This is a genomic window from Streptomyces sp. NBC_00690 (assembly GCF_036226685.1).
Classification (GTDB): Bacteria; Actinomycetota; Actinomycetes; order Streptomycetales; family Streptomycetaceae; genus Streptomyces.
Map to the genome: position 1 here is coordinate 4,724,876 of NZ_CP109009.1, position 21,938 is coordinate 4,746,813.

At 67.9% G+C, this 21,938-nt stretch carries 18 protein-coding genes and 1 tRNA gene; 8 read left to right on the top strand and 11 right to left on the bottom strand.

Going from position 1 to position 21,938, the window contains the following annotated elements; all coding sequences use genetic code 11:
* Positions 1–216: 216 nt before the first annotated feature.
* From OID54_RS20655 to OID54_RS20675, 5 genes are all read right to left on the bottom strand, one after another.
* Positions 217–597, bottom strand: a complete 381-nt coding sequence (locus OID54_RS20655; RefSeq protein ID WP_329021555.1) for a hypothetical protein — start codon at positions 595–597, stop codon at positions 217–219.
* 108 nt (positions 598–705) lie between these two features.
* Positions 706–2,409: a relaxase/mobilization nuclease domain-containing protein gene (locus tag OID54_RS20660; protein ID WP_329021556.1), complete on the bottom strand. Its 1,704-nt coding sequence runs from the start codon at positions 2,407–2,409 to the stop codon at positions 706–708.
* Positions 2,406–3,011, bottom strand: coding sequence for a plasmid mobilization protein (locus tag OID54_RS20665; protein WP_329021557.1), 606 nt, complete (start codon positions 3,009–3,011; stop codon positions 2,406–2,408). Before OID54_RS20665 ends, OID54_RS20660 begins: the two co-directional genes overlap by 4 nt.
* Before the next feature lie 450 nt (positions 3,012–3,461).
* A complete protein-coding gene (locus OID54_RS20670; protein WP_329021558.1) occupies positions 3,462–4,160 on the bottom strand; it encodes an ATP-binding protein in 699 nt (232 codons plus the stop codon).
* Positions 4,157–5,074: a hypothetical protein gene (locus OID54_RS20675; RefSeq protein ID WP_329021559.1), complete on the bottom strand. Its 918-nt coding sequence runs from the start codon at positions 5,072–5,074 to the stop codon at positions 4,157–4,159. Before OID54_RS20675 ends, OID54_RS20670 begins: the two co-directional genes overlap by 4 nt.
* Before the next feature lie 970 nt (positions 5,075–6,044).
* Between OID54_RS20675 and OID54_RS20680 the strand changes: the two genes are divergently transcribed.
* Complete coding sequence (locus OID54_RS20680; RefSeq protein WP_329027670.1) at positions 6,045–6,263, top strand: helix-turn-helix domain-containing protein; 219 nt, start codon at positions 6,045–6,047, stop codon at positions 6,261–6,263.
* Complete coding sequence (locus OID54_RS20685; protein ID WP_329021560.1) at positions 6,263–7,462, top strand: tyrosine-type recombinase/integrase; 1,200 nt, start codon at positions 6,263–6,265, stop codon at positions 7,460–7,462. Before OID54_RS20680 ends, OID54_RS20685 begins: the two co-directional genes overlap by 1 nt.
* Positions 7,463–7,753: 291 nt before the next feature.
* Here the strand turns inward: OID54_RS20685 and OID54_RS20690 are convergent.
* Positions 7,754–7,824: transfer RNA gene (locus tag OID54_RS20690), tRNA-Gly, on the bottom strand.
* 469 nt (positions 7,825–8,293) lie between these two features.
* Between OID54_RS20690 and dcd the strand changes: the two genes are divergently transcribed.
* Positions 8,294–8,869, top strand: a complete 576-nt coding sequence (gene dcd, locus OID54_RS20695) for a dCTP deaminase (protein WP_329021561.1) — start codon at positions 8,294–8,296, stop codon at positions 8,867–8,869.
* A gap of 3 nt (positions 8,870–8,872) precedes the next feature.
* Positions 8,873–9,370 (top strand): phosphoribosyltransferase, encoded by a 498-nt coding sequence (locus OID54_RS20700; RefSeq protein ID WP_329021562.1) that lies wholly within the window; start codon positions 8,873–8,875, stop codon positions 9,368–9,370.
* A 135-nt stretch (positions 9,371–9,505) separates the two neighbouring features.
* Here OID54_RS20700 and OID54_RS20705 read toward each other — a convergent pair whose 3' ends face one another.
* The 4 genes from OID54_RS20705 to OID54_RS20720 all read right to left on the bottom strand — a co-directional run bounded on the left by OID54_RS20705 (position 9,506) and on the right by OID54_RS20720 (position 15,090).
* The gene (locus OID54_RS20705) at positions 9,506–10,387 is read right to left on the bottom strand and encodes a Yip1 family protein (RefSeq protein WP_329021563.1); all 882 of its coding nucleotides are present in this window, start codon (positions 10,385–10,387) and stop codon (positions 9,506–9,508) included.
* Between the two features lie 135 nt (positions 10,388–10,522).
* A complete protein-coding gene (locus OID54_RS20710; RefSeq protein WP_329021564.1) occupies positions 10,523–11,671 on the bottom strand; it encodes an FG-GAP repeat domain-containing protein in 1,149 nt (382 codons plus the stop codon).
* A gap of 389 nt (positions 11,672–12,060) precedes the next feature.
* The gene (locus tag OID54_RS20715) at positions 12,061–14,352 is read right to left on the bottom strand and encodes a (Fe-S)-binding protein (protein ID WP_329021565.1); all 2,292 of its coding nucleotides are present in this window, start codon (positions 14,350–14,352) and stop codon (positions 12,061–12,063) included.
* A gap of 171 nt (positions 14,353–14,523) precedes the next feature.
* Positions 14,524–15,090 (bottom strand): sugar transferase, encoded by a 567-nt coding sequence (locus tag OID54_RS20720; RefSeq protein WP_329021566.1) that lies wholly within the window; start codon positions 15,088–15,090, stop codon positions 14,524–14,526.
* Between the two features lie 314 nt (positions 15,091–15,404).
* Here OID54_RS20720 and dnaK point away from each other — a divergent pair, with 314 nt between their 5' ends.
* From dnaK to OID54_RS20740, 4 genes are read left to right on the top strand one after another with little or no spacing between them, the layout of a single operon-like run.
* A complete protein-coding gene (gene dnaK / locus OID54_RS20725) occupies positions 15,405–17,261 on the top strand; it encodes a molecular chaperone DnaK (RefSeq protein ID WP_329021567.1) in 1,857 nt (618 codons plus the stop codon).
* The gene (grpE, locus tag OID54_RS20730) at positions 17,258–17,953 is read left to right on the top strand and encodes a nucleotide exchange factor GrpE (protein WP_329021568.1); all 696 of its coding nucleotides are present in this window, start codon (positions 17,258–17,260) and stop codon (positions 17,951–17,953) included. The genes dnaK and grpE overlap by 4 nt, the downstream gene beginning before the upstream one ends.
* A 39-nt stretch (positions 17,954–17,992) precedes the next feature.
* The gene (gene dnaJ / locus OID54_RS20735; protein ID WP_329021570.1) at positions 17,993–19,186 is read left to right on the top strand and encodes a molecular chaperone DnaJ; all 1,194 of its coding nucleotides are present in this window, start codon (positions 17,993–17,995) and stop codon (positions 19,184–19,186) included.
* Between the two features lies 1 nt (position 19,187).
* On the top strand, positions 19,188–19,640 hold the full coding sequence (locus tag OID54_RS20740) for a heat shock protein transcriptional repressor HspR (RefSeq protein WP_329021572.1): 453 nt from the start codon (positions 19,188–19,190) through the stop codon (positions 19,638–19,640).
* A gap of 978 nt (positions 19,641–20,618) precedes the next feature.
* On the opposite strand, the gene OID54_RS20745 is transcribed toward OID54_RS20740, so the two are convergent.
* Positions 20,619–21,602, bottom strand: coding sequence for a helix-turn-helix transcriptional regulator (locus OID54_RS20745; protein ID WP_329021573.1), 984 nt, complete (start codon positions 21,600–21,602; stop codon positions 20,619–20,621).
* Positions 21,603–21,938: the final 336 nt, after the last annotated feature.

A 21,938-nucleotide genomic window follows, 5' to 3' on the forward strand; every position in this document is an offset into this window, starting at 1 on the left:
CCAGCGGCGCGTTGTCTCCCAGCCGTGCCCAGACCTCTGCGGCCCGGGGTAGGGCCACGTCAGCCCGCTGTGCGGCTTCGCGGTGTCGGCGCCACCCGTTGCCCCTTTTACCGCGGGCGCCCGCCACGCCGGTTCGCCAGTCGCGGCTCAGCCGTACGGCCATGCGGACATGCCGCCGGGGCCAACGCTGAGTCGCGTCGGCCCCGGCGGCCCTGCTCAGAAGGTGTGCGGTGTGAAGGGGCGGATGGGCTCGGTCATGAAACGAAACCGCCGGTCGAATTCGGCCCTCTCATCCTTGTTCATGAGGTTGACGGCGTTGCCGAGGTTCTTCGTGGCGAGCTGCTCCATGAATGGGGCGAGGAAGCGTTGCAGGGCATCCAACGCTTCGTCCTTCGTACGCTTGTACTCCATGTAGCGAGAGTGCTGCGCCTTCAGCTCTTCGAGCTCGGCACGGGTTGCCTGCAAGGCGGTGGCCTGCTCCTCCTTGGTGAAGGGGCGGCCGTCGCGGTGGGACCAGGTGTTGGTGTCGGGTCGGTATGTGAAGTCCGCGTCGCAGAGGAGGGCGACGATGTGGGGTCGGATTTCAGTTTCGGGCATGCGGGTGCTCCTCGAAGGGGTGTGGGAAGGGCGACGTATCAATGGTCTGGAAAATCCCCGGTTCGGCTGACCGGGGATCGTCGGTTATGTTTCGCCGCTCGCCCTTGATCAGAGCCGTCGGGCGGAGTCGCTCGCTGCCTTGGCCGTCAGCTCCATGGCAGGAGCCGGGAGCGGGTTGCGCCGGCTACCTCGGGCAGCCGGATCGTGTGGGGTTCTTGGGATGGTGGGCAGGTTGGCGCTGCGGCGCAGGCGCCAGACGAGGACATCGCTGATCGATGTTGCGGTGTCGAGCTCTCGGCGGCTGGTGGCTTCGGCGAGCAGGGCAGTCGGGTCGTGTCCGACGCTCTCGGCATCGGCGAGAGTGGCGGCCAAGGCGTGCCAGCCCGGTTCGGCCAGAACGCTTTCGGCCAGTTCAGGCAGCGCCTGGTGGACGAAGCCGGCCTGCCGTTGCCGAACATGCGGGGCCAGACGTTGGCCTTGCTGCCGGAGGACGGCCATGGGTTGGGCGGCTGCTGCTCGGTAGGCGACGCGGAGATGTTCGGCGGCTTGCAGCGCGGCAACGGCCTGCTGGGCGTGATTCCTCTTCGCATGCCAGGCGGCCACCGCTACGGCGAAGAAGAACGCCATGTCGATCAGCATCGCGGTGGTGGCGCCGTCCTCGCCTCGGCCCAGAGCCGGTCCGCTGTGGATGAGGTCGCGGGCGGCCTGGCGTAGGGCTCGGTCGTGGCCGCGTTCGGCGCGTACGTGGGAGCGGGCTGCCCGCTCGAACACGGTGGCCGCTTGATTCAGCTGGCGGCGGGTGTGGGCCGCGGAGGTCTTGGCGAGGGCGTCGAGGACTTCGCCGGCGGCTGCGATCTGGGCGGCCACGGTCCCGTCGTCGGCCTGATCGATGAAGAGGACGGCCTGCCAGATGGCTCCGGTGGCGTCGAGGCGGGCGGACGCAGGAGTGCTCGCACGCACGGACGGCGGCTGGGTGGGTGCGCCGGTCCAGCGTTCGCGAAGGCGGGGCAGGGAGAGGTCGGGTGCGAGCTTCGATCCGGAGTAGTGGACGGGTGCCCCGTCCTTGTTGCGGTCTTCGGGCAGGGCGACGGTGTAGCCGAGGGCGTCGCCGGAGGGGGCGATGCGACGGTGGATGAGGAGTCCGGCGGAGGCGAGCCGGTCGAAGAACTCCGTCTCCGAGGCGGTGCCCGCCGCGGCTCGGCGGACGGTCTCGCGCAGTTCCTCGCGGGCGGTGCGGTCTCGACCCCGGCGCTGGGCTTTGTGGCGTTCGGCGCTGGTGGGGCGCTTGGCACCGGTGCCGTCCCCGGGCGCCACGCGGTGCAGGTCGTAGTCGGCCTCGATGCTGCGGCACTCGGTCTGGGCGCGCTGGCCGGAGCGGTGGTGGTTGGGCTTGCGCCCGTCTTCGCGTACGAGTGTGGCGATGAGGTGGATGTGCTCGTCCGCGTGGCGGATCGCCGCCCACCGGCAGCCCGCGCCATCGCCTGGGTCGATTCCGGTGGCGGCGATGACTCGGTGGGCGATGTCCGCCCACTCGGCGTCGGTGAGCGTTCGGTCGCCGGGGGCGGCGCGGACGGAGGCGTGCCAGACGTGCTTGTCCGGCCGCGTGTCCGCGGTGCGAAGGCAGAGGGGTTCGTCGAGGAGCTGCTGGAGGTCCTTCTCGGTGGCGTTCGGGTCGCGGCCGGGGTCGGGGGCGAGGCCGTCGAAGGAGGCGACGAGGTGCGGGTCGGTGTGTTCCTCGCTGCGGCCAGGGCCGTACAGGTAGGCGATCAAGCCGGCGGTACTGGTGCCTTGTTTGTGGATGGACGGGATCAAGCGGCTTGGGTTCCTTCAGCGGGGTTGGTCATGCGGGCGGTGACCTGGCGGATGCCGTCGGCGGCGCGGTGGACGGCGGTGATGGTCGTGTCGAGATCGTCAGGGGCGAGGCCGAGGTGCAGGGCGCGGGCGGCCTGGTTGAGGTTGTTGTTGGCGTGTCCGAGCTGGCGTCGGAGGGCGAAGAGCGTGGTGAGGATGTCCTGCTCGGAGGAGATGGCAGCTGCGGTGCGGTCGAGGTCGCGGGCGGCGGCGAGGCTGGAGGTGGCGAGGAAGCCCGCGACGCTCATGCCGACGGCCTGGGCGCCGGCGGCGATGCGCTGGTACTCGGGTTCGCTGAGGCGGACGCTGTGAGCACGACGCTGCTTGCGCGCTCGGATACGGGGCTTGCCCCGGCGCCTGCCCGGCTGCGGTCCGCCCCCGGTCGCCGCCGCCCCGTCCTGCGCCCCCTGGCGCGGGACGGGGCCCGCCACTCCCGGGGCGGGTTCTGGTTCGGACGCACCCCCTGCGGGGGAGTGTCCGAACCTCCAACTTGCTGCGCTGGTGGCTGTGGTGGTGCTCATCTGCTCGCGGTCGATGGAGTGTTCGCTGGGCTGATCGTGCATGTCGGCTTCTCCGTGTGGTGGCCATCGAAGGACTGGTGGCTTGGGCCTGCGGGATGTCCGCTGCCGGGTGTGCGGACCGGACCGCATCGGAAGAGACGAGGCAGGGACCATGAGGGGTTGGACGGTCCCGATTCCGGTCCCCGTGAGGTGGTCCGCGATGGCGGGGACGGTCTGCCCACCTTGCGGACCAAGGTCGACGGTCCTCGGGACCGGGCTGGGACCACCGCCCTGACCTGCGGAAAACGCGGTCCGCAGACCGGTCCGGTCCGCGCGGACCAGTTGTGTACTGCTGTACGTACCGGTCCCTGATCGCCCCCGGACCAGCCCTCGGGACGGTCTCCTGCTTGGTCCCGGACCGTTCCCCTTGCGGACTGGGCATCCCGTGGAAGGTGGTCCGCCGGTTCAGAGTGGCGGCGGACCACCTTCAGTGCGTTGGGCAGACAGATCCGCTCAGCGAGCGGGCGACGCTGACCGGCGGCGGTCCGGGCCGCTGAGGATGACCCGGCTGGTCATCTCCGCGAGGCGGGAGGCGACCCGGTCGCCGACTGCGGCGCGGAGGACGTCGGTGGGCAGGTTGGTGGTGATGAGGGTGGGGAGCATCTGGACGTAGCGGCGGTTGATCAGCCGGTACATCAGCTCCTCGGTCCACTCGGATTGTTTGGCCGCGCCGAGGTCGTCCAGGATCAGCAGTGGGCAGCGGCCGAGCACCTGGAGTTCCGCTTCGGGGTCCTGGCCGGGGCGGGGGCGCAGGCGAGCGTTGAGGTCGGCGGTGGTGATGGCTTCCCAGCGCAGGCGGACGCCTGTGGCGAGGAGCGAGCGGACCGCTCCGTATGCCTGGTGGGTCTTTCCGGTGCCGGTCGGGCCTGTGATCAGCAGCGAGGGCCCGTGGGCGATGCCGCGCGTGCCACTGGGGCCGGCTCGGCCGGCGTGGGCGACCTGATCCACCCAGGCGGTCACCGCGGAGTTGTCGGCGAGAGCGTGCTGGTAGCGGGGTGGGATGCGGGCGGCAGCCAGCTCCAGGGCGGTCACGGGCGCCGAAGCGGGCTCCGTCGGAGTGGTGTCGGGGTCGATACCCCGGGCGGCGAGGATGGCTGCGAGCCGGTCGGCCAGAGCGCCGACCTGCTGGGGTTCTCGGATGGCGGTGGTCACAGCTCACCGCCGTACGCGGCTTCGACGTCGGTCGGGTTCGTGTAGGTCCGGTGGATGGCATCGGAAGCGGTGGGTCGCGGAGTGTTCATGGCCTCGTTGACGAGGCTCGGCAGCAGGCTGGCATGCAGGCTCTTGGTCCGCAGTCGGTCGAGTCCGGCCCGGATGTGGTCGGCGTCGATGCCCTCGGTGAGGAGCTTTCCGACCTCCCGGCCGAGGTGGCCGAGAACGCTGCTCGGTGGGCGGTGGGTGCAGGCGGCGGTGTACTCGGCGATGAGCTCCTTGGTGGAGACGGCCGGGTGGATGGGGGCGCTCGCGCCCCCCAACGGAGTAGTTCCTAGATCCCTGTTCCTAGGTCCTAGATCCGGACCGTGAGGGCTCACGGAGAGGTCCCGGAGTCCTCCCTGAGGCTTCCGCGAAGGCTCACTGAAGCCGCCTTGGCCTGGGATTTCTTCATTCACGGAAGCCTCCGGCAGTGAGCGTGAGGGCTCGCTGAGTCCTTCCTGAGCCTTCACTGCGGCCTCCGGGGCGGGTCCGTGATCCTGCCGTGAGACCGTGCCGGGTCGGCCACCGTCATGGTGGGGACAGCCGGGGTGACGAACCCCGCTCGGACGGTTGATCTTCTGATGTTTGGCGAAGGTGACGATGTGCAGGTACCGCTTGCCGTCGCTGCCCTCGTACCGGCAGATCAGCTCAGCCGTGTCGAGTTGATTGAGGTCGTCCTCGACGCCTACGGGGCCGTGCTCGGGCCGCAGGGACCAGAGCAGTCCGGCGATGACGGCGGCTTGGTCACGGAAACGCCCGTGGTCGTCGGCCTGGGTCAGCAGGCCGAAGAAGGTCCGCTCGGCGGTGACGGTCACCTCGGCGAGCGATTCGGAGGAGAAAGCTTCAGGCTTGATGGTCCGTATCCGTGCCATGTCTATCGCCCCGCCTTCGTCGACAGGGCGCGGATGGACAGGGATGCTGCTACGGCAGTGGCGGCCGTAGGGTCGGGCACAGGCGTTCCTCACCCGGTGGTTGATGGCTGGCACCATCGCTCACCGTCTTGTTCGTCGCGGAAGGGCGAATCGGTAGGGGACACCCGGCTCCCGGTGCGAATGTGCCGGGAGCCGGTTCATTTCCAGGCGCACGTACACACAGCCACACCATCCCGCGAAAGTCCAGACATAGCTCTGAACCGCTGTACAACTTTCTGGCGAGGTGGATTTCGGGTGGTGATCAAAACTGTAATCGGCGATCCGCTGTTGACGAAATAGCGCCTCTCGGCGGGCGCATCCGACACCGCGTATCGCGGCGCCCCGTCCACGGGTCAGTGTCCCGATGGGTCACAAGCCGCAGATCAGAGCCGTGATTGACCTCCTCGCTCGCCCCGGTCCAGGGCCCATGGAAGTCCTGGACCGCCGACTGCGCGATGAAGGGCCGCTATATATAGCGCACGATCCCCGGTTAACGAAATCGGGGATGCGGAGCTACAAAAATGGGTATGGCGAAACGACCCATTCAATTCAGTCCAGCAGTAATCCCGGCCACCCTCACCATCGAAGCCATCCTCATCCGGCGAAGCGTTGGTCAATGCCGGCTGGGCGGCCACGGCGCCGCGCCCGGCAACCCGATTCCCTCACGCGTTCAGCGCTCTCGGCATCGCCGCCATGCCGTCGGGCTCACCGACATCGCCATGGACCTCAGGGTCCCGTTGCCGGGGTCCCCGCGACGGGGGACCGCCTCGTAGCCCGGTTCTCGCAGAACCGATTCGCCCTTCCGCGACCAGCGATTCATGGTGACGCACGGGCTGCCAGGCCCCCTACGCGCGCCAGAAGTGGAACCTCCTTGCGCAGAACCGCCCCAATCTCCGCCGCCGCGCTCACCAAGCCTTCCGCAGGGGAGGTGATCCATCAGACCGACCGCCTGCTCACCGCCGACGAGGCCGCCGAACGACTCGGTACAGGTGTGCGTTTCGTCCGGCGCCTCATCTCCGAGCGGCGTATCCGCTACGTCAAGCTCGGCAAATACGTCCGTATCCCGGAGAGCGTCCTCACCGCCTTCGTGGAGGAACGGACCGTCGAACCCGTTCGCGTCCGGCGCTCCCGCTACGGGAGGGCTGCCTGATGGCTCGACCGCGCAAGCGAGCTCCACGTCGCAGCTTTGGGGCGATACGGAAGCTGCCCTCCGGCCGGTACCAGGCGCGCTATCCCGGCACTGACGGTGTGCTGCGCGCGGCCCCCGAGACATACGAGACGAAGAGTGACGCCGAGGTCTTCCTCTCCCAGGTCCAGGCCGACCAGACACGCGGTGACTGGATCGACCCGACCGCCGGGGAGGTGCTGTTCGCCGAGTACGCGACGCGCTGGATCGGCGAACGGGGCGTCGCGCCGACGACGGACGAGCTGTACCGCAGGCTCCTGCGGCTGCACTTGGAGCCGACGTTCGGCGCGCTGCACGTGAACAGGATCAGCCCGGCCCGAGTCCGCACCTGGCGGGCCGAGCGGCTCAGGGCCACGGGTTCGACGACGACGGCCAAGGCGTACCGACTGCTCAAAGCCGTCATGGAGACCGCCGTCGAGGACGACATGATCCGCAAGAACCCGTGCCGCATCCGGGGAGCCGGCCGGGAGGAAGCGGACGAGCGCCCCGTCGCCTCGGTCGCGCAGGTCTTCGACCTCGCGGAGGCGATCGGGCTGCGGTGGCGACTGATGGTCCTGCTGGGCGCCTTCGCCTCGATGCGTCCCGAGGAACTCGCCGAGCTCCGCCGCGTCGACGTCGACCTTGACGCAGGATCGGTCCGGGTGCGCCGGGCCGCGCCTGAACTGAACACCGGCCGCCGTGTCATCGGTGATCCCAAGTCCCGTGCAGGCAAGAGGGAGATCGTGCTGCCGGCCTTTGTCCACGCCGATGTGCGTCAGCACCTGGAGTGGTTCGCCGAGCCGGGACCCGACGGGCTCGTCTTCGTGGGAGAGAGGGGCGCGGCTCTGCGCGGGACCACCTTCGGGCGCAAGTGGCGCAGGGCCCGGGACAAGGTCGGGCTGCCGGAAGAGTTTCGCTTCTACGACCTCCGGCACACGGGCAACACGCTCGCCGCCGACACCGGCGCCAAGCTGAAGGACCTCATGGTCCGGGCGGGTCAGTCGTCCGAGAAGGCACAGCTGATCTATCAGCACTCCACCAAGGAACATCAGCGCAGGCTCGCCGCGGACATCGACGTCGATGTCCGCCGGCAGCGAGCCGCGGCGACACCGGGCGGTGCGACGGTCCACCCGTTCATCCCCCGCCCGCCCGCCGCCGCTCCCCCGGCAGCCAGGAGGCGGTGACTCACCAGATGTTCGATCGAAGCGCCGGACCTCGGCCAGATGGTCCGGCGCTTTGCCATCTCCGGCTGCTCCGCGCCCGCGTACACCCGCACCGTCAGGCGCGAGTGGTGCACGCCACAGGAAGTCGATCTCGCGGTACGGGTCGGCGGAGCGTCAGCGCTTCGCGTGGTCGGCGGCGAGGCCCGTTCGGGCACGGCTGACGGTCCCTTATGGCACGCGAATGGCACGGCACCCGAAATTGGTCTAGACAACAAGAAAGGCCCCGGTCTCTGACCAGGGCCTTCGGTAAAGAGCGGGTGACGAGAATCGAACTCGCGCTCTGAGCTTGGGAAGCTCATGTTCTACCATTAAACTACACCCGCGCAATCGACCGCTCACTCGCAGTCGCAACGCCGCTCACTCTACCCCATTCCCGGCCCCCGGCGTGTGAAGCCGGTGGGCTCTTTGTGGGTCGGTGGGGGTGATCGGGATGCGGGGCGCGGGAGTTGGGGCGTACCGTGGCGGCTCGGAGTGCCGGTCGTAGTGCCGGGTGGTTGATCCCCTAATGTGGTCGTTCGTCCGCATTCTCTGGGGAAGGGACTCGATGGACTTGATGGAGCGCACCGTCGTCCGCTGTGCCGAAGGGCATGTGTTTGCCACCGCCTCGTTTCCGATGCAGCAGCTCGGTGCTGCGCGGATCGGGCCCGGGCGGCTTGTGCGGTGTCCGCGGTGTGCGCGGCTGCGGAGTGTCGTGCTGGTGGAGTCCGCCGCCAAGCGGTAGATGGCCATGAGGGTAGGCGCGCGGAGTCGTCCGAGTGGGGCGGGTCCGCGCGCTCTGCGTATCCTCGGGGGGTGCTTCTCTCAGACAAGGACATCCGGGCCGAGATCGACGCAGGTCGTGTGCGTATCGATCCCTACGACAAATCTATGGTGCAGCCCTCCAGCATCGATGTGCGGCTCGACCGCTACTTCCGGGTGTTCGAGAATCACCGCTACCCCCATATCGACCCCGCTGTTGAGCAGATCGACCTCACGCGTACCGTCGAGCCGGAGGGGGACGAGGCGTTCATCCTCCACCCCGGTGAATTCGTGCTCGCATCGAGCTATGAGGTCATTTCGCTGCCCGACGACCTCGCCTCTCGTTTGGAGGGGAAGAGTTCTCTCGGTCGGTTGGGGCTGGTAACCCATTCCACCGCGGGCTTCATCGATCCGGGATTCTCCGGGCATGTGACCCTGGAACTCTCGAATTTGGCGACGCTGCCCATCAAGCTCTGGCCCGGGATGAAGATCGGGCAGCTCTGCATGTTCCGGTTGAGTTCTCCCGCCGAGTTCCCGTACGGCAGTGAGCGCTATGGCTCGCGCTACCAGGGACAGCGTGGGCCGACGGCGTCCCGTTCGTTCCAGAACTTCCACCGGACGCAGGTGTGAGCCGTGGGTGACGTGCGAGAGAATCTGACGTACGAGAAGTTCGGCGGCGCTGTCCGGGAGCTGGCGCAGACCATCGCGGATGACGGCTACGAGCCCGACATCGTGCTCTCTATTGCCCGGGGTGGTGTCTTCGTCGCGGGTGGGCTGGCCTACGCGCTCGATTGCAAGAACATCCATCTGGTCAACATCGAGTTCTACACCGGAGTGGGAACCACTCTGGAAATGCCCGTGATGCTCGCTCCCGTGCCGAACGCGATCGACTTCTCGGACAAGAAGGTTCTGATCGCCGACGATGTCGCGGACACCGGTAAGACGCTGAAGCTCGTTCACGATTTCTGTGTCGACCATGTCGCGGAGGTTCGCTCCGCCGTGATTTACGAGAAGTCGCACTCGCTCGTGAAGTGTGAGTACGTCTGGAAGCGTACGGACGACTGGATCAATTTCCCCTGGAGCGTGGAGAAGCCCGTCGTTCGCAGGCAGGGGCAGGTTCTCGATTCATGAGTGTCGGTCCTGTTGAGGGCCACCGCCCCAACGGCTAAGGGCGGTAGGGCCTGAGCGGGATTCACCAGAGACAGCGAACACGAAAGGGCCCGTCCGGTGAATCGGACGGGCCCTTTCAGCGGTTTCTGCGAGGGATCAGAGGGTTCCCAGCTTGATGATCGACAGCAGCGCGATGAGCTGGATCGAAGCCGCGCCCAGTGCCTTCGGCCAGGGCAGGTCGTGCGACCTGCTCACCATCAGGGTGAAGAGGGCGCCCGCGCCCAACCAGGTAGCCCAGCCCAGCAGTTGGACCAGGGAGTTCTCGCCGCCCAGGAAGAGCGCGAACAGCAGTCGCGGCGCATCGGTGATCGACATGATCAACATGGAGAGCCCGACGGTCGGCTGCCAGGCTCCGGTGCCGCCGAGTTGGCGTGCGAGCGTATGGGTGACCGCGCCCAGGATGAAGCCGGCGATCACCAACGCGACACCCGTGGTCAGCACGTACGGGACCGCCGATGAGAGCGTTGCGTTGATCGTCTCTTCGCGGGCCTTGTCGAAGCCGAAGATGGCGAGCAGGCCGTATACGAAGGTCACGACCAGCGCCGGACCCCACACCGCGTAGTCCCGCATCTGCCAGAACGTCGCCTTGGGGCGCAGCACGATCCCGCTCAGCAACTGCTTCCAGTGCAGCCGGGGACCCGCCGGGGGCGCGGGCGAGCTGCCCGCCTGGTAGGTCGCTCCGTCGCCGTAGGGGTCGTCGATGCTGAACGCCTGGGTGTGACCCGCGCTGTTCGCGTACGGGTCGTGCTGAGGGGGCCCACCGTGCTGACCGCCGTGGTGCGGGTCACCGAAGTACTCCGGCTCGCCGTACTGCGGTTGATGGCCCTGCGGGCCTGCGCCTTGGGGCCACTGCGGCGGCTGCTGTGGCTGCCGCGCATACGGCGGCTGGCCGCCGCCACCCGGGTGGGGTGGTGGTGCCTGTCGAGGTTGCTGCTGCGTGCGGTTGTCCCGGCCGCGTCCGATCCTGAATCCAGCCACGCCTTTGAACGTACCCGTTCGATCCGTGCGGAGTACCGGCGCACAGTGGTGAGCGCACCCTTTGCGGCCGACCTGTGACATCCCTTAGGGGAACCCTGGGGGGCCTGCCCCAGGTCCCCGGGGTGCGCGCGGGCCTCAGCGGAGGAAGATCGCGGTACTGAAAGTCACGAGCGGCTCCGTGGCCTTCCTTCGCGTTCCGTAGAGCGCGACCACGTCCGTCCGCTCCTTTTGATGGGTACGGACCACCACATCGCGGCGTTTGTCCCCGTCGAAGTCGGCGTAGCGCAGGAAGTCCGTCTCCCCGCCCGCCGGCGCGGGCGCGGCGGGGGGCTTGAGTGCCTTCGTACGGTAGGGGCCGCCTGCTTCGGCAGGGCCGCGGAGGCCGCCCAGGAGCAGGGTGCCGGTGAATGCCTGGCCCATCTGCGGGGGGCGTTGGGTGATCACGAGATCGTCGTAGCCGTCGTCGTTGACGTCGGCGTCGCCGGCCGGTGCGGCGAGTGCGGCGCCACCGTCGGGGATCGGTGCGGGTGCGGCCTTGGGGGCCCCGGCCCTGGTGAAGGGGCCGCGCAGATAGCTGATGCGGCCGGCCGATGCGGTGACGGCGAGGTCCGCGCTGCCGTCCCCGTCGAAATCGCCGCAGACCGGGTTGTCGGGCCACTCGTCGCCGTAGCGCGCGCGGTCCGGGATGCGCAGGACCACGGCCTTGCCGCCGATGCCGTCCGGGGAGCCGAAGAGCAGTTGCAGCGGTACGGGCGGGCGGCCGACTCCGTTGTACGGGGGGTCGGTGGCGACCACGAGGTCCGCGAAGCCGTCCCCGTCGAGGTCGCAGGAGACTTCGGCGTCGAACGCGGCGGGGAGCACGCCTTCGATGGGTGCCGCGTTCTCCCGCACGGTGAGCAGACGGTTCACGGCCGGATCGAGGGCGCGCGGCCCCTCGGTGCCGTAGACGATGCCGATGCCCGCATCGTCTCCGTGGCTGTCTTGTTCGTCCTTGACCAGGTCATTCAGGACGAGGTCGCGGTGGCCGTCGCCGTTGAAGTCGTCGGGGAGCTTGCTGCCCTTGCCCTGGGGGATCGGTAGTTGGGGTGCGGGTGTCCGGCTTGCGGTCGGTGGTGCGTCGCCGTTCTTGGCCGATTGATCAGGGTCGTCGGTCGCCGAGCAGCCCACCAGAAGGGTGAGGCAGAGGGCCGGGGCGACAGCCCGGACCATGGCTTTCGCCCGTGTTGTGGGGGTGGGACGGTAGTGGATCAACGCACCGGCCGACCGCCCTTCCCTCGTACGCACCCCGGTCCACCGAGCTCCTGCACCTGTTGCCACGACATCCGTCCCATCTCCGTTTCGCCGCCCCATGATGCTCCGTCGTGCGAACGTCCGTACAGCCGGGAGGCCATGGATGCGTGGGCGGCTGTCGTTCTGGGTGGAGGGGATCTGTTACGGGTGAAGTGGGTTGATTGTGAGTTTTATTGAGTGAGGTGGGCTTTGTGCTGAGTGGTAGGGAGGGCGGGGCCAACATTGTTCCGCCGGGGTGGGCACCGCGATACCGCTCGCCCGATCGGTGCCGGGGCACACGAAGAGCGGCCGGCACCGCCCTGAGGCAGTGCCGGCCGCTCCACACCAGCGGAACTCGACAGCGAATGGCAACAACTGGAGCCAACGGCGATCAGGCCGCGGCCTTACTGCACCGGCTCCGGTTCCGGTGCGTCCGTCGGTGCCTTCGGGGCTGCCGGTGGGTCGGACGGGGGAGCCTTCACGGAGTCGAGGAGCAGCTGTGCCACATCCACGACCTGGAGGCTCTCCTTGGCCTCGCCGCTGTTCTTCTTGCCGTTGATCGAGTCGCTCAGCATGACCAGGCAGAAGGGGCAGGCGGTGGAGACGATGTCCGGGTTGAGGGAGAGGGCCTCGTCCACGCGCTCGTTGTTGATGCGCTTGCCGATGCGCTCCTCCATCCACATCCGCGCGCCACCTGCACCGCAGCAGAAGCCGCGTTCCTTGTGGCGGTGCATCTCCTGCTGGCGCAGGCCGGGGACGGCGGACATGATCTCCCGCGGCGGGGTGTAGACCTTGTTGTGCCGGCCGAGGTAGCACGGGTCGTGGTAGGTGATCAGCCCGTCGACCGGGGTGATGGGCAGCAGCTTGCCCTCGTCGATGAGGTGCTGGAGCAACTGGGTGTGGTGGACGACCTCGAACTCGCCGCCCAGCTGCGGGTACTCGTTGGCGATGGTGTTGAAGCAGTGCGGGCAGGTGGCGACGATTTTCTTCGCCGACTTGGGCTTGAGCGTCGAATCGTCTTCGTCATCCTCGCCGAAGGCCATGTTCAGCATCGCGACGTTCTCCTGGCCGAGCTGCTGGAACAGCGGCTCGTTGCCGAGGCGGCGCGGTGAGTCGCCGGTGCACTTCTCCTCGCCGCCCATGATCGCGAACTTGACGCCCGCCATGTGCAGCAGTTCGGCGAACGCCTTGGTGGTCTTCTTGGCGCGGTCCTCCAGGGCGCCAGCGCAGCCGACCCAGTAGAGGTACTCGACTTCGGTGAGGTCCTCGATGTCCTGGCCGACGATCGGCACCTCGAAGTCGACCTCCTTGGTCCACTCGACGCGCTGCTTCTTCGCCAGACCCCAGGGGTTGCCCTTCTTCTCCAGGTTCTTGAGCATCGTGCCCGCCTCGGAGGGGAACGCGGACTCGATCATCACCTGGTAGCGGCGCATGTCGACGATGTGGTCGATGTGCTCGATGTCGACCGGGCACTGTTCGACGCAGGCACCGCAGGTGGTGCAGGACCACAGCACGTCCGGGTCGATCACGCCGTTCTCTTCGAGGGTGCCGATCAGGGGGCGTTCGGCCTCCGCGAGCGCAGCGGCCGGTACGTCCTTGAGGGCCTCGGCTGATGCCTTCTCCTCGCCCTCCATGGTCTTGCCGCCGCCGGCCAGCAGATAGGGGGCCTTGGCGTGCGCGTGGTCGCGCAGGGACATGATCAGCAGCTTGGGGGAGAGCGGCTTTCCGGTGTTCCACGCGGGGCACTGGGACTGGCAGCGACCGCACTCGGTGCACGTGGAGAAGTCGAGGATGCCCTTCCAGGAGAAGTGCTCGACCTGGGAGACGCCGAAGACGGCCTCCTCCGCGCCCTCTTCGTCGTCGAAGACCGTCTCGAAGTCGATCTCCTTGCCGTGCGACACCATCGGCTGGAGCGGGCCGAGCGCGGAGGCGCCGGTGGCGTTGCGCTTGAACCAGATGTTGGGGAAGCCGAGGAAGCGGTGCCAGGCGACGCCCATGTTGGTGTTGAGCGAGACCGTGATCATCCAGATCAGCGAGGTCCCGATCTTGATCATCGCGGTGAAGTAGATCAGCGTCTGGAGCGTGGGGACGCTCAACCCGTCGAACGCGAGGACGAGGGGGTACGAGACGAAGTACGCGGCCTCGTAGCCGTCCACGTGGTGGATCGCGCCTTCGAGCCCCCTCAGGACCAGGATGGCGAGGCCGATGGTGAGGATGACGTACTCGACGAAGTACGCCTGCCACGCCTTGGAGCCGGCGAAGCGGGACTTGCGACCGGCGCGCGAGGGGAGGTTGAGCAACCGGATCGCCATCAGCGTCAGGATGCCGACGACGGTCATCAGACCGATGAACTCGATGTACATCTCGAACGGCACGAAGCCGCCGAGGACGGGGAGCATCCAATCGGCCTGGAAGAGTTGGCCGTACGCCTGGGCCAGTGTCGGCGGCAGGGTGAGGAAGCCGATCGCGACGAACCAGTGGGCGAAGCCCACGATGCCCCACCGGTTCATCCGGGTGTGCCCCAGGAACTCCTTGGCCAGGGTGATCGTGCGCCCTCGGGGGTTGTCGGTGCGGCTGCCTGCGGGCACGGGCTGGCCGAGTTTGACGAAGTGGTAGATCTGCGCGACGGCTCGGGCGATGAGCGCAACGCCAACCACGGTCAGGACCAGCGACACGATGATCGCGGCGAGTTGCATTTCGGGACTCCTCGGGCCTGCGAGGTCTGGAAAGGTCCAGCGGGACGACCGCGGAGGGCGGCCCACGGGACAGGTACCCGCATACTACTAAGCGGTAACTTATTCGATTCGTGCTGAGCGTACCCAGTTCTGCCGTCGCACTGTAGTTACCGGGTCGGTGATCTGTGTCGCTCAGGCAAGCCTTGCCCGACTGTGTTCCCTATGGTCGGGGGCGATGCGCGGGCCTCGACCGCGTACGCAGGCGGGCACGGTCCGCAGCAGGATCATCAGGTCCAGGCCCAGCCAGCATTCCTGCGCGTAGTGCAGATCGAGGATCGCCATCTCCTCCCAGGGCAGCCCTGAGCGCCCGCTGATCTGCCAGAGGCCGGTGATTCCCGGACGTACGGCCATTCGGGCGCGATCCGGGCAGGTCGCCGCCTTCTGTGGGGAGAGGGGGCGCGGGCCCACCAGGGACATCTCGCCGCGGACCACATTGACCAGCTGGGGGAGCTGGTCGAGGAAGTGGTGGCGCAACCTCCGTCCGAGCGGCGTCGACGGCGATGCCTGGAAGGCCAGCATGTCGAACGGTGTGCCGCCCAGTCCGACCCGGCGTCTGCGGACGAGGGCGGGTCCGGGGCGGCTCACCCGAACGGTCGCGCCGACGGCGAGCAGTAGGGGGGATAGGAGGATCAGGAGGGTCAGGGCGCCGAGGAGGTCGAGGGCCCGCTTCGCAGGTGCCACCGTCTGTCGGTCGGGCATGGCGCGCCTTTCCCCCTCGTTCGGTGGCCCGGCCCGGGGCGTTACTGCCGGTCCGTCCCTGAGGCTGCCGGCCCGTCCATGAGCTGTGGCCGTTCGGTCGCCACTATCGGATCATTTATGGATATTGCGGGCATGACTCTTGCAGATGGTGCGGGAGGGGTTGCTGCGCCACGCCTATGAAGGTCGGGAGAGGGAAGCTGCACATAAGTGCTGGATAAAAGTTGAGTGGGGTGGACTCAGGTCTGTTGACTCGTTCGCAGGGTTCGTGCATCCTTGAGCCAGATCCACTCAAGTAGTCAGCTGGAGGAATTGACATGGCACGTGCGGTCGGCATCGACCTGGGCACGACTAACTCCGTCGTCAGCGTTCTGGAGGGCGGCGAGCCCACCGTCATCACCAACGCCGAGGGTGCCAGGACCACGCCGTCCGTCGTCGCCTTTGCGAAGAACGGTGAGGTGCTGGTCGGCGAGGTCGCCAAGCGCCAGGCGGTTACCAACGTCGACAGGACCATTCGATCGGTCAAGCGCCACATGGGCACTGACTGGAAGATCGAGATCGACGGCAAGACGTTCAACCCGCAGCAGATGAGCGCCTTCATTCTGCAGAAGCTCAAGCGTGACGCCGAGGCGTACCTGGGCGACAAGGTCTCCGACGCGGTGATCACCGTTCCCGCGTACTTCAACGACTCCGAGCGTCAGGCCACCAAGGAGGCCGGTGAGATCGCGGGCCTCAACGTCCTGCGCATCGTCAACGAGCCGACCGCCGCAGCCCTGGCGTACGGCCTCGACAAGGACGACCAGACCATCCTCGTCTTCGACCTCGGTGGCGGCACCTTCGACGTCTCGCTGCTGGAGATCGGCGACGGCGTGGTCGAGGTGAAGGCCACCAACGGTGACAACCACCTCGGTGGTGACGACTGGGACCAGCGTGTCGTCGACTACCTGGTGAAGCAGTTCGCCAACGGTCACGGCGTGGACTTGGCCAAGGACAAGATGGCCATCCAGCGTCTGCGCGAGGCGGCGGAGAAGGCGAAGATCGAGCTGTCCTCCTCCACGGAGACGTCGATCAACCTCCCGTACATCACCGCGTCCGCCGAGGGCCCGCTGCACCTGGACGAGAAGCTCACGCGCGCCCAGTTCCAGCAGCTGACCGCTGACCTGCTGGACCGCTGCAAGACCCCGTTCCACAACGTCATCAAGGACGCGGGCATCGCCCTGTCCGAGATCGACCACGTGGTGCTCGTCGGTGGTTCCACCCGGATGCCCGCCGTCGCAGAGCTCGTCAAGGAGCTGACCGGCGGCAAGGAAGCCAACAAGGGTGTGAACCCGGATGAGGTCGTCGCCATCGGCGCCTCGCTCCAGGCCGGTGTCCTCAGGGGCGAGGTCAAGGACGTCCTGCTCCTCGACGTGACCCCGCTGTCCCTCGGCATTGAGACCAAGGGCGGCATCATGACCAAGCTCATCGAGCGGAACACCACGATTCCGACGAAGCGCTCGGAGATCTTCACGACGGCCGAGGACAACCAGCCGTCCGTGCAGATCCAGGTCTACCAGGGCGAGCGCGAGATCGCGGCGTACAACAAGAAGCTCGGGATGTTCGAGCTGACCGGTCTGCCGCCGGCCCCGCGTGGCGTCCCGCAGATCGAGGTCTCCTTCGACATCGACGCCAACGGCATCATGCACGTGACCGCGAAGGACCTGGGCACGGGCAAGGAGCAGAAGATGACCGTCACCGGCGGCTCCTCGCTGCCGAAGGACGAGGTCGACCGGATGCGCCAGGAGGCCGAGCAGTACCAGGAGGAGGACCACCGCCGCCGCGAGGCCGCCGAGACGCGCAACCAGGGCGAGCAGCTGGTCTACCAGACCGAGAAGTTCCTCAAGGACAACGAGGACAAGGTCCCCGCCGATGTGAAGACCGAGGTGGAGACCTCGATCACCGAGCTGAAGGAAAAGCTCAAGGGCGAGGACGTCGCGGAGATCCGCACCGCCACCGAGAAGGTCGCGGCCGTCTCGCAGAAGCTGGGGCAGGCCATGTACGCCGACGCCCAGGCGCAGCAGGCCGCCGGCGGTGCCCAGGGTGACGCCGCGGGCGCGACTGCGGACAGCGCGGACGACGTCGTCGACGCCGAGATCATCGACGACGACAAGGACACCAAGGGTGGTGCCGCGTGACGGAGGAGACTCCGGGATTCGACAAGCACGGTGAGCACGACGAGCACGAAGTGAACGACCCGAGCGAGGCGAATTCCGCCGGCACCGAGGCAGACGGCGCCGCGTCCGACGACACCACCGGGACCGACGTTCCCGCCGACAAGGCGGGTGCGTCGGCCCCGGCGGGGGACGCAGCCAAGGTCACGGCCCTGACCGCGCAGCTGGACCAGGCACGCACCGCGCTCACCGAGCGCACGGGCGACCTCCAGCGGGTCCAGGCCGAGTACCAGAACTACCGCCGTCGGGTGGATCGGGATCGGATCACGGTCAAGGAGATCGCCATGGCGTCCTTGCTGACCGAACTGCTTCCGGTCCTGGACGACATCGGGCGTGCCCGGGAGCACGGGGAGTTGGTGGGCGGCTTCAAGTCCGTCGCCGAGTCCCTGGAGACCTCGGTCGCCAAGATGGGACTCCAGCAGTTCGGCAAGGAGGGCGAGCCCTTCGACCCGACGATCCACGAGGCGCTGATGCACAGCTACGCGCCGGACGTCACCGAGACCACATGCGTCGCGGTGCTCCAGCCGGGGTATCGCATCGGCGAGCGGACCATTAGGCCCGCTCGGGTCGCGGTGGCCGAGCCCCAGCCGGGAGCGGCCGGCGGCAAGGACGAGGCGGCGAGCGACGAGGAGAGCGGTGGCCCGGACGAGGGCTGACGCGTTGACAGCAGTGACGGTTCGGAAGGAGGGACGTCGATGAGCACGAAGGACTTCGTCGAGAAGGACTACTACAAGGTTCTCGGCGTCCCCAAGGACGCCACCGAAGCCGAGATCAAGAAGGCGTACCGCAAGCTCGCCCGCGAGTTCCACCCGGACGCCAACAAGGGCGATGTCAAGGCGGAGGAGCGCTTCAAGGAGATCTCCGAGGCCAATGACATCCTCGGCGACCCCAAGCGGCGCAAGGAGTACGACGAGGCACGCGCCCTCTTCGGCAACGGTGGCTTCCGACCCGGGCCCGGCGCTGCCGGTGGCTCGTTCAACTTCGACCTGGGTGACCTCTTCGGGGGCGCCCAGGGCGGACAACAGCCCGGGGCCGGTGGAGCCGGTGGCTTCGGCGGCGGGCTGGGAGACGTCTTCGGCGGTCTGTTCAACCGCGGGGCGGGCGGCCCGGGCACCCGGGTCCAGCCGCGCCGCGGCCAGGACATCGAGTCCGAGGTCACGCTGAGCTTCACCGAGGCGGTCGACGGGGCCACGGTTCCGCTGCGGATGTCCAGCTCCGCCGCCTGTGCGGCGTGCGCGGGCACCGGCGACAAGAACGGCTCACCCAGGGTGTGCCCGACCTGTGTCGGCACCGGGCAGGTCTCACGCGGCGGCAGCGGGTCCTTCTCGCTGACCGACCCGTGCGTGGACTGCAAGGGTCGCGGGCTGATCGCCCAGGACCCCTGCGAGGTCTGCAAGGGCAGCGGGCGGGCCCGCTCCTCGCGCACCATGCAGGTCAGGATTCCCCCGGGCGTCTCGGACGGGCAGCGCATCCGGCTGCGCGGCAAGGGCGCACCCGGAGAGCGGGGCGGTCCCGCGGGAGACCTCTACGTCGTGGTGCACGTCGGCGACCACCCGGTCTTCGGCCGCAAGGGCGACAACCTCACGGTCACCGTGCCCGTCACCTACCCGGAGGCGGTGCTCGGCGGTGAGGTGAAGGTGCCCACGCTGGGCGGCCCTCCGGTCACCTTGAAACTGCCCGCGGGGACACCTAACGGGCGGACCATGCGAGCACGCGGCAAGGGAGCGGTCCGCAAGGACGGCACCCGCGGGGACCTGCTGGTCACCGTCGAGGTCGCGGTTCCCGAGGAGCTGAGCGACAAGGCGAAGGAAGCGCTGACGGCCTACCGCGAAGCCACCGTGGACGAGGACCCGCGGGCCGAGCTGTTCCAGGCCGCGAAGGGAGCATGAGATGGACGGCCGGGCCGGACGCAGTCGTAACCCGTATCAACTGACCGACGAGTCACCCGTATACGTGATCTCCGTTGCAGCCCAGCTCTCCGGTCTACATCCGCAGACCCTGCGGCAGTACGACAGGCTGGGTCTGGTCTCGCCCGACCGCACGGCCGGGCGGGGCCGTCGTTACTCCGCCCGTGACATCCAACTCCTGCGCACCGTCCAGCAGCTGTCGCAGGACGAGGGCATCAACTTGGCTGGGATCAAGCGCATCATCGAGCTGGAGAACCAGGTCGCGGCGCTCCAGTCCCGCGTGGCGGAGCTGTCCGCCGCGGTCGAGGGCGCTGCGGCGGCGATGCAGCAGCGCGAGGCCCAGGTCCATGCTTCGTACCGGCGCGATCTGGTGCCGTATCAGGACGTCCAGCAGGCGAGTGCCCTGGTGGTGTGGCGACCCAAGCGGGTCGACTAGCCCTTTGGGTACGGGTACGGCGTCACGGCGCTGTCCCGTTGCCCACGGCGGGGCTCAGGTGCGGCCCACATTGCCGTTGCCGTCCATCAGTCGTGGCTGCTCAGTCGTGGCCGCTTTCGCCCGGTTCCTTGAGGGGTTCGCCCCCGGGGCCGGGCTTTTGCGTTGGCGAATAGATGGCGTGGGGGGGGCGGGCTTCGAACGTTGGGCGCGTGGGCCATAGAGGTCGGCGGCCGGTGTGGCGTTTGTTGTACGGGCCGTCCGTGGGTACGTGAGGCCAGCGGGGCTTCGTACGGAGCGCACGAGCGGGTGCGCCACCTCCACGGCATCTCGACCGCCCAACCGCTCGTTGACGGTCGTTCCGCACGGGTCACGCACGGGGCCGTGTGCCTGGTTGAGAGCGGCCTTGGGGGCGGCTTCCGTCACGGAGGGTGGCAGCGAGTGGTTCTCACGCCGGCCGGCCCCGCGACGGGCGTTGTTCGCGGAGAGTAGGAGGGCCCGGGGCGAGAAGGCCCCGTGGAGGGCTTCCCTGCGGGTTCCACCGGGCTTGCCCGCATTGGGGCGCCCCCGGGTGGTAGCCCTGCCCGATAGGCCCTCAGAAGGGCGCCTAAGCCCCTGGATGCAACCTCCGTGCCCATAGGAGCCATTGGCTGCCCCAAGGGGCCGGTCTGCGGCCGTATGCCCATCGGCACGGCGCCCGGGCGGTGCAACGGACGACCCCGCCGTTGGCTCCTTAGGCTCCTTCGGCTCGGTCGGTGCCGGCTTCGCCCGGTCCTTCCCCCGTTTGGCCCCCGTCCGCTGATGTTTGCCGCGCTTCTTCGGCGGCCGGCCGAGCGCCCCTCGCGATGTCGCGAGAAGCGCTCGGCCGGTGCCCGTCGACTCATCCGTCGCGCCCGTCATTCTTGAGCCGGGGAGCGATGGTTTCAGGTCGAACTATGAAGACCTTGTCCTCCTCTTACGCGCCCATATATCGGACATTCATCAGGAATCGTGATCCAGAATCCCCGATTGGGCGATCAAGAAGCCGAGTTGCGTACGGCTACCGCTCCCGAGCGACGACCCGAGTTTGGCGATGTGGGCCCGGCAGGTCCGCACGTTCATCCCCAGGCGGCGGGCGATGGCCTCATCCACGTGGCCCTCCACCAGGAGCTTGGCGATGGAGCGCTGGACGCCGGTGATGCCGTCCAGGTCGGGACCGTAGGACACGGGCTCCTCCCACGGCAGTCCGTGCAGCCAGAACTGCTCGAACACCCCGACCAGGTACTCCACGATGCCCTTGTGTCGCAGCTCAAGTGCCGAGAGCCGATCGCTGCTCGCCGGGATGAACGCCACCTTGCGGTCCACGATGATCAGCCGGTCGATTATCTCCTCCAGCGTGCGCACCTCCACGCCCGACGGCCCGACCTTCTCCATGTAGGCGAGCGTGGCGGGGTGGTGGCGCGCGGTGTGCTGGTAGAGCGTGCGCATCCGTACTCCCCGCTCGATCAGGGGCTCCACCCTGCGCAACGCCTTCTCCAGGATGTGCGGCTGTCGGCCGCTCCCGGGCTGCACCGTCAGCAGCTCCTCCGTGCAGTCCGCAGTGACCTGGTCGAGGGTCGTGTTGATGCGGTTGAGGCCCTCAAGGACGGTTATCCCTTGCGGCACGGTGGAATTCTGAGCGGTGAAGGCCATGAATGGCTCAAGTGCGTCGGTCAGAGCGACCGTTCGTCGTCGCCGCTCTTGGATCTCACGCTCAATGGGGTGTATCAGCTGTGTCAGCGCGGTCGTTGGTGGGACCGGGCGCAGCCATTGAGCGTCGTCGGGATCAGGGTGCAGCAGGGCGAGGTCAAAGAGACAAGGTGCGGGTTCCGCTTCTGACCGGGCGATTCTCCCGGTGCGCAGAGCGGTGATGTACAGACGTTTCCCCACCTCGCACAGCTCACCGTCTGTGTGAGGGTGTCCGGATTCGCCCCCATTCGACGTCATATGCACCCCCTCAGGCTCCTGCAATTCAGGAACATGATGCCTGCCGTCGCTGGTGCAAGCGTTCGGAGTGAGACATCGTCTTATGCGCGGGGGAGGAGGAATGATCAAAAGAGGTGGAGATCACCCATGTCTAGGACGCTACGTGCTCTTTGTGCTCTTGCCATAACGGCGGCCACGCTAGGCGCGGTGGCCTCCGGTGAATACTCCTGGGACAAGCCGGGTACCGCGGTGACCCACGCGGAGCCCTCCTGGGGTGCTGCTCCACCCAGTGGTGCGGTCACTCTTGGTGAGCCCTCTTGGGGCGGCAAACCACCGGCTGTCGCTGGTGTGTCCTCT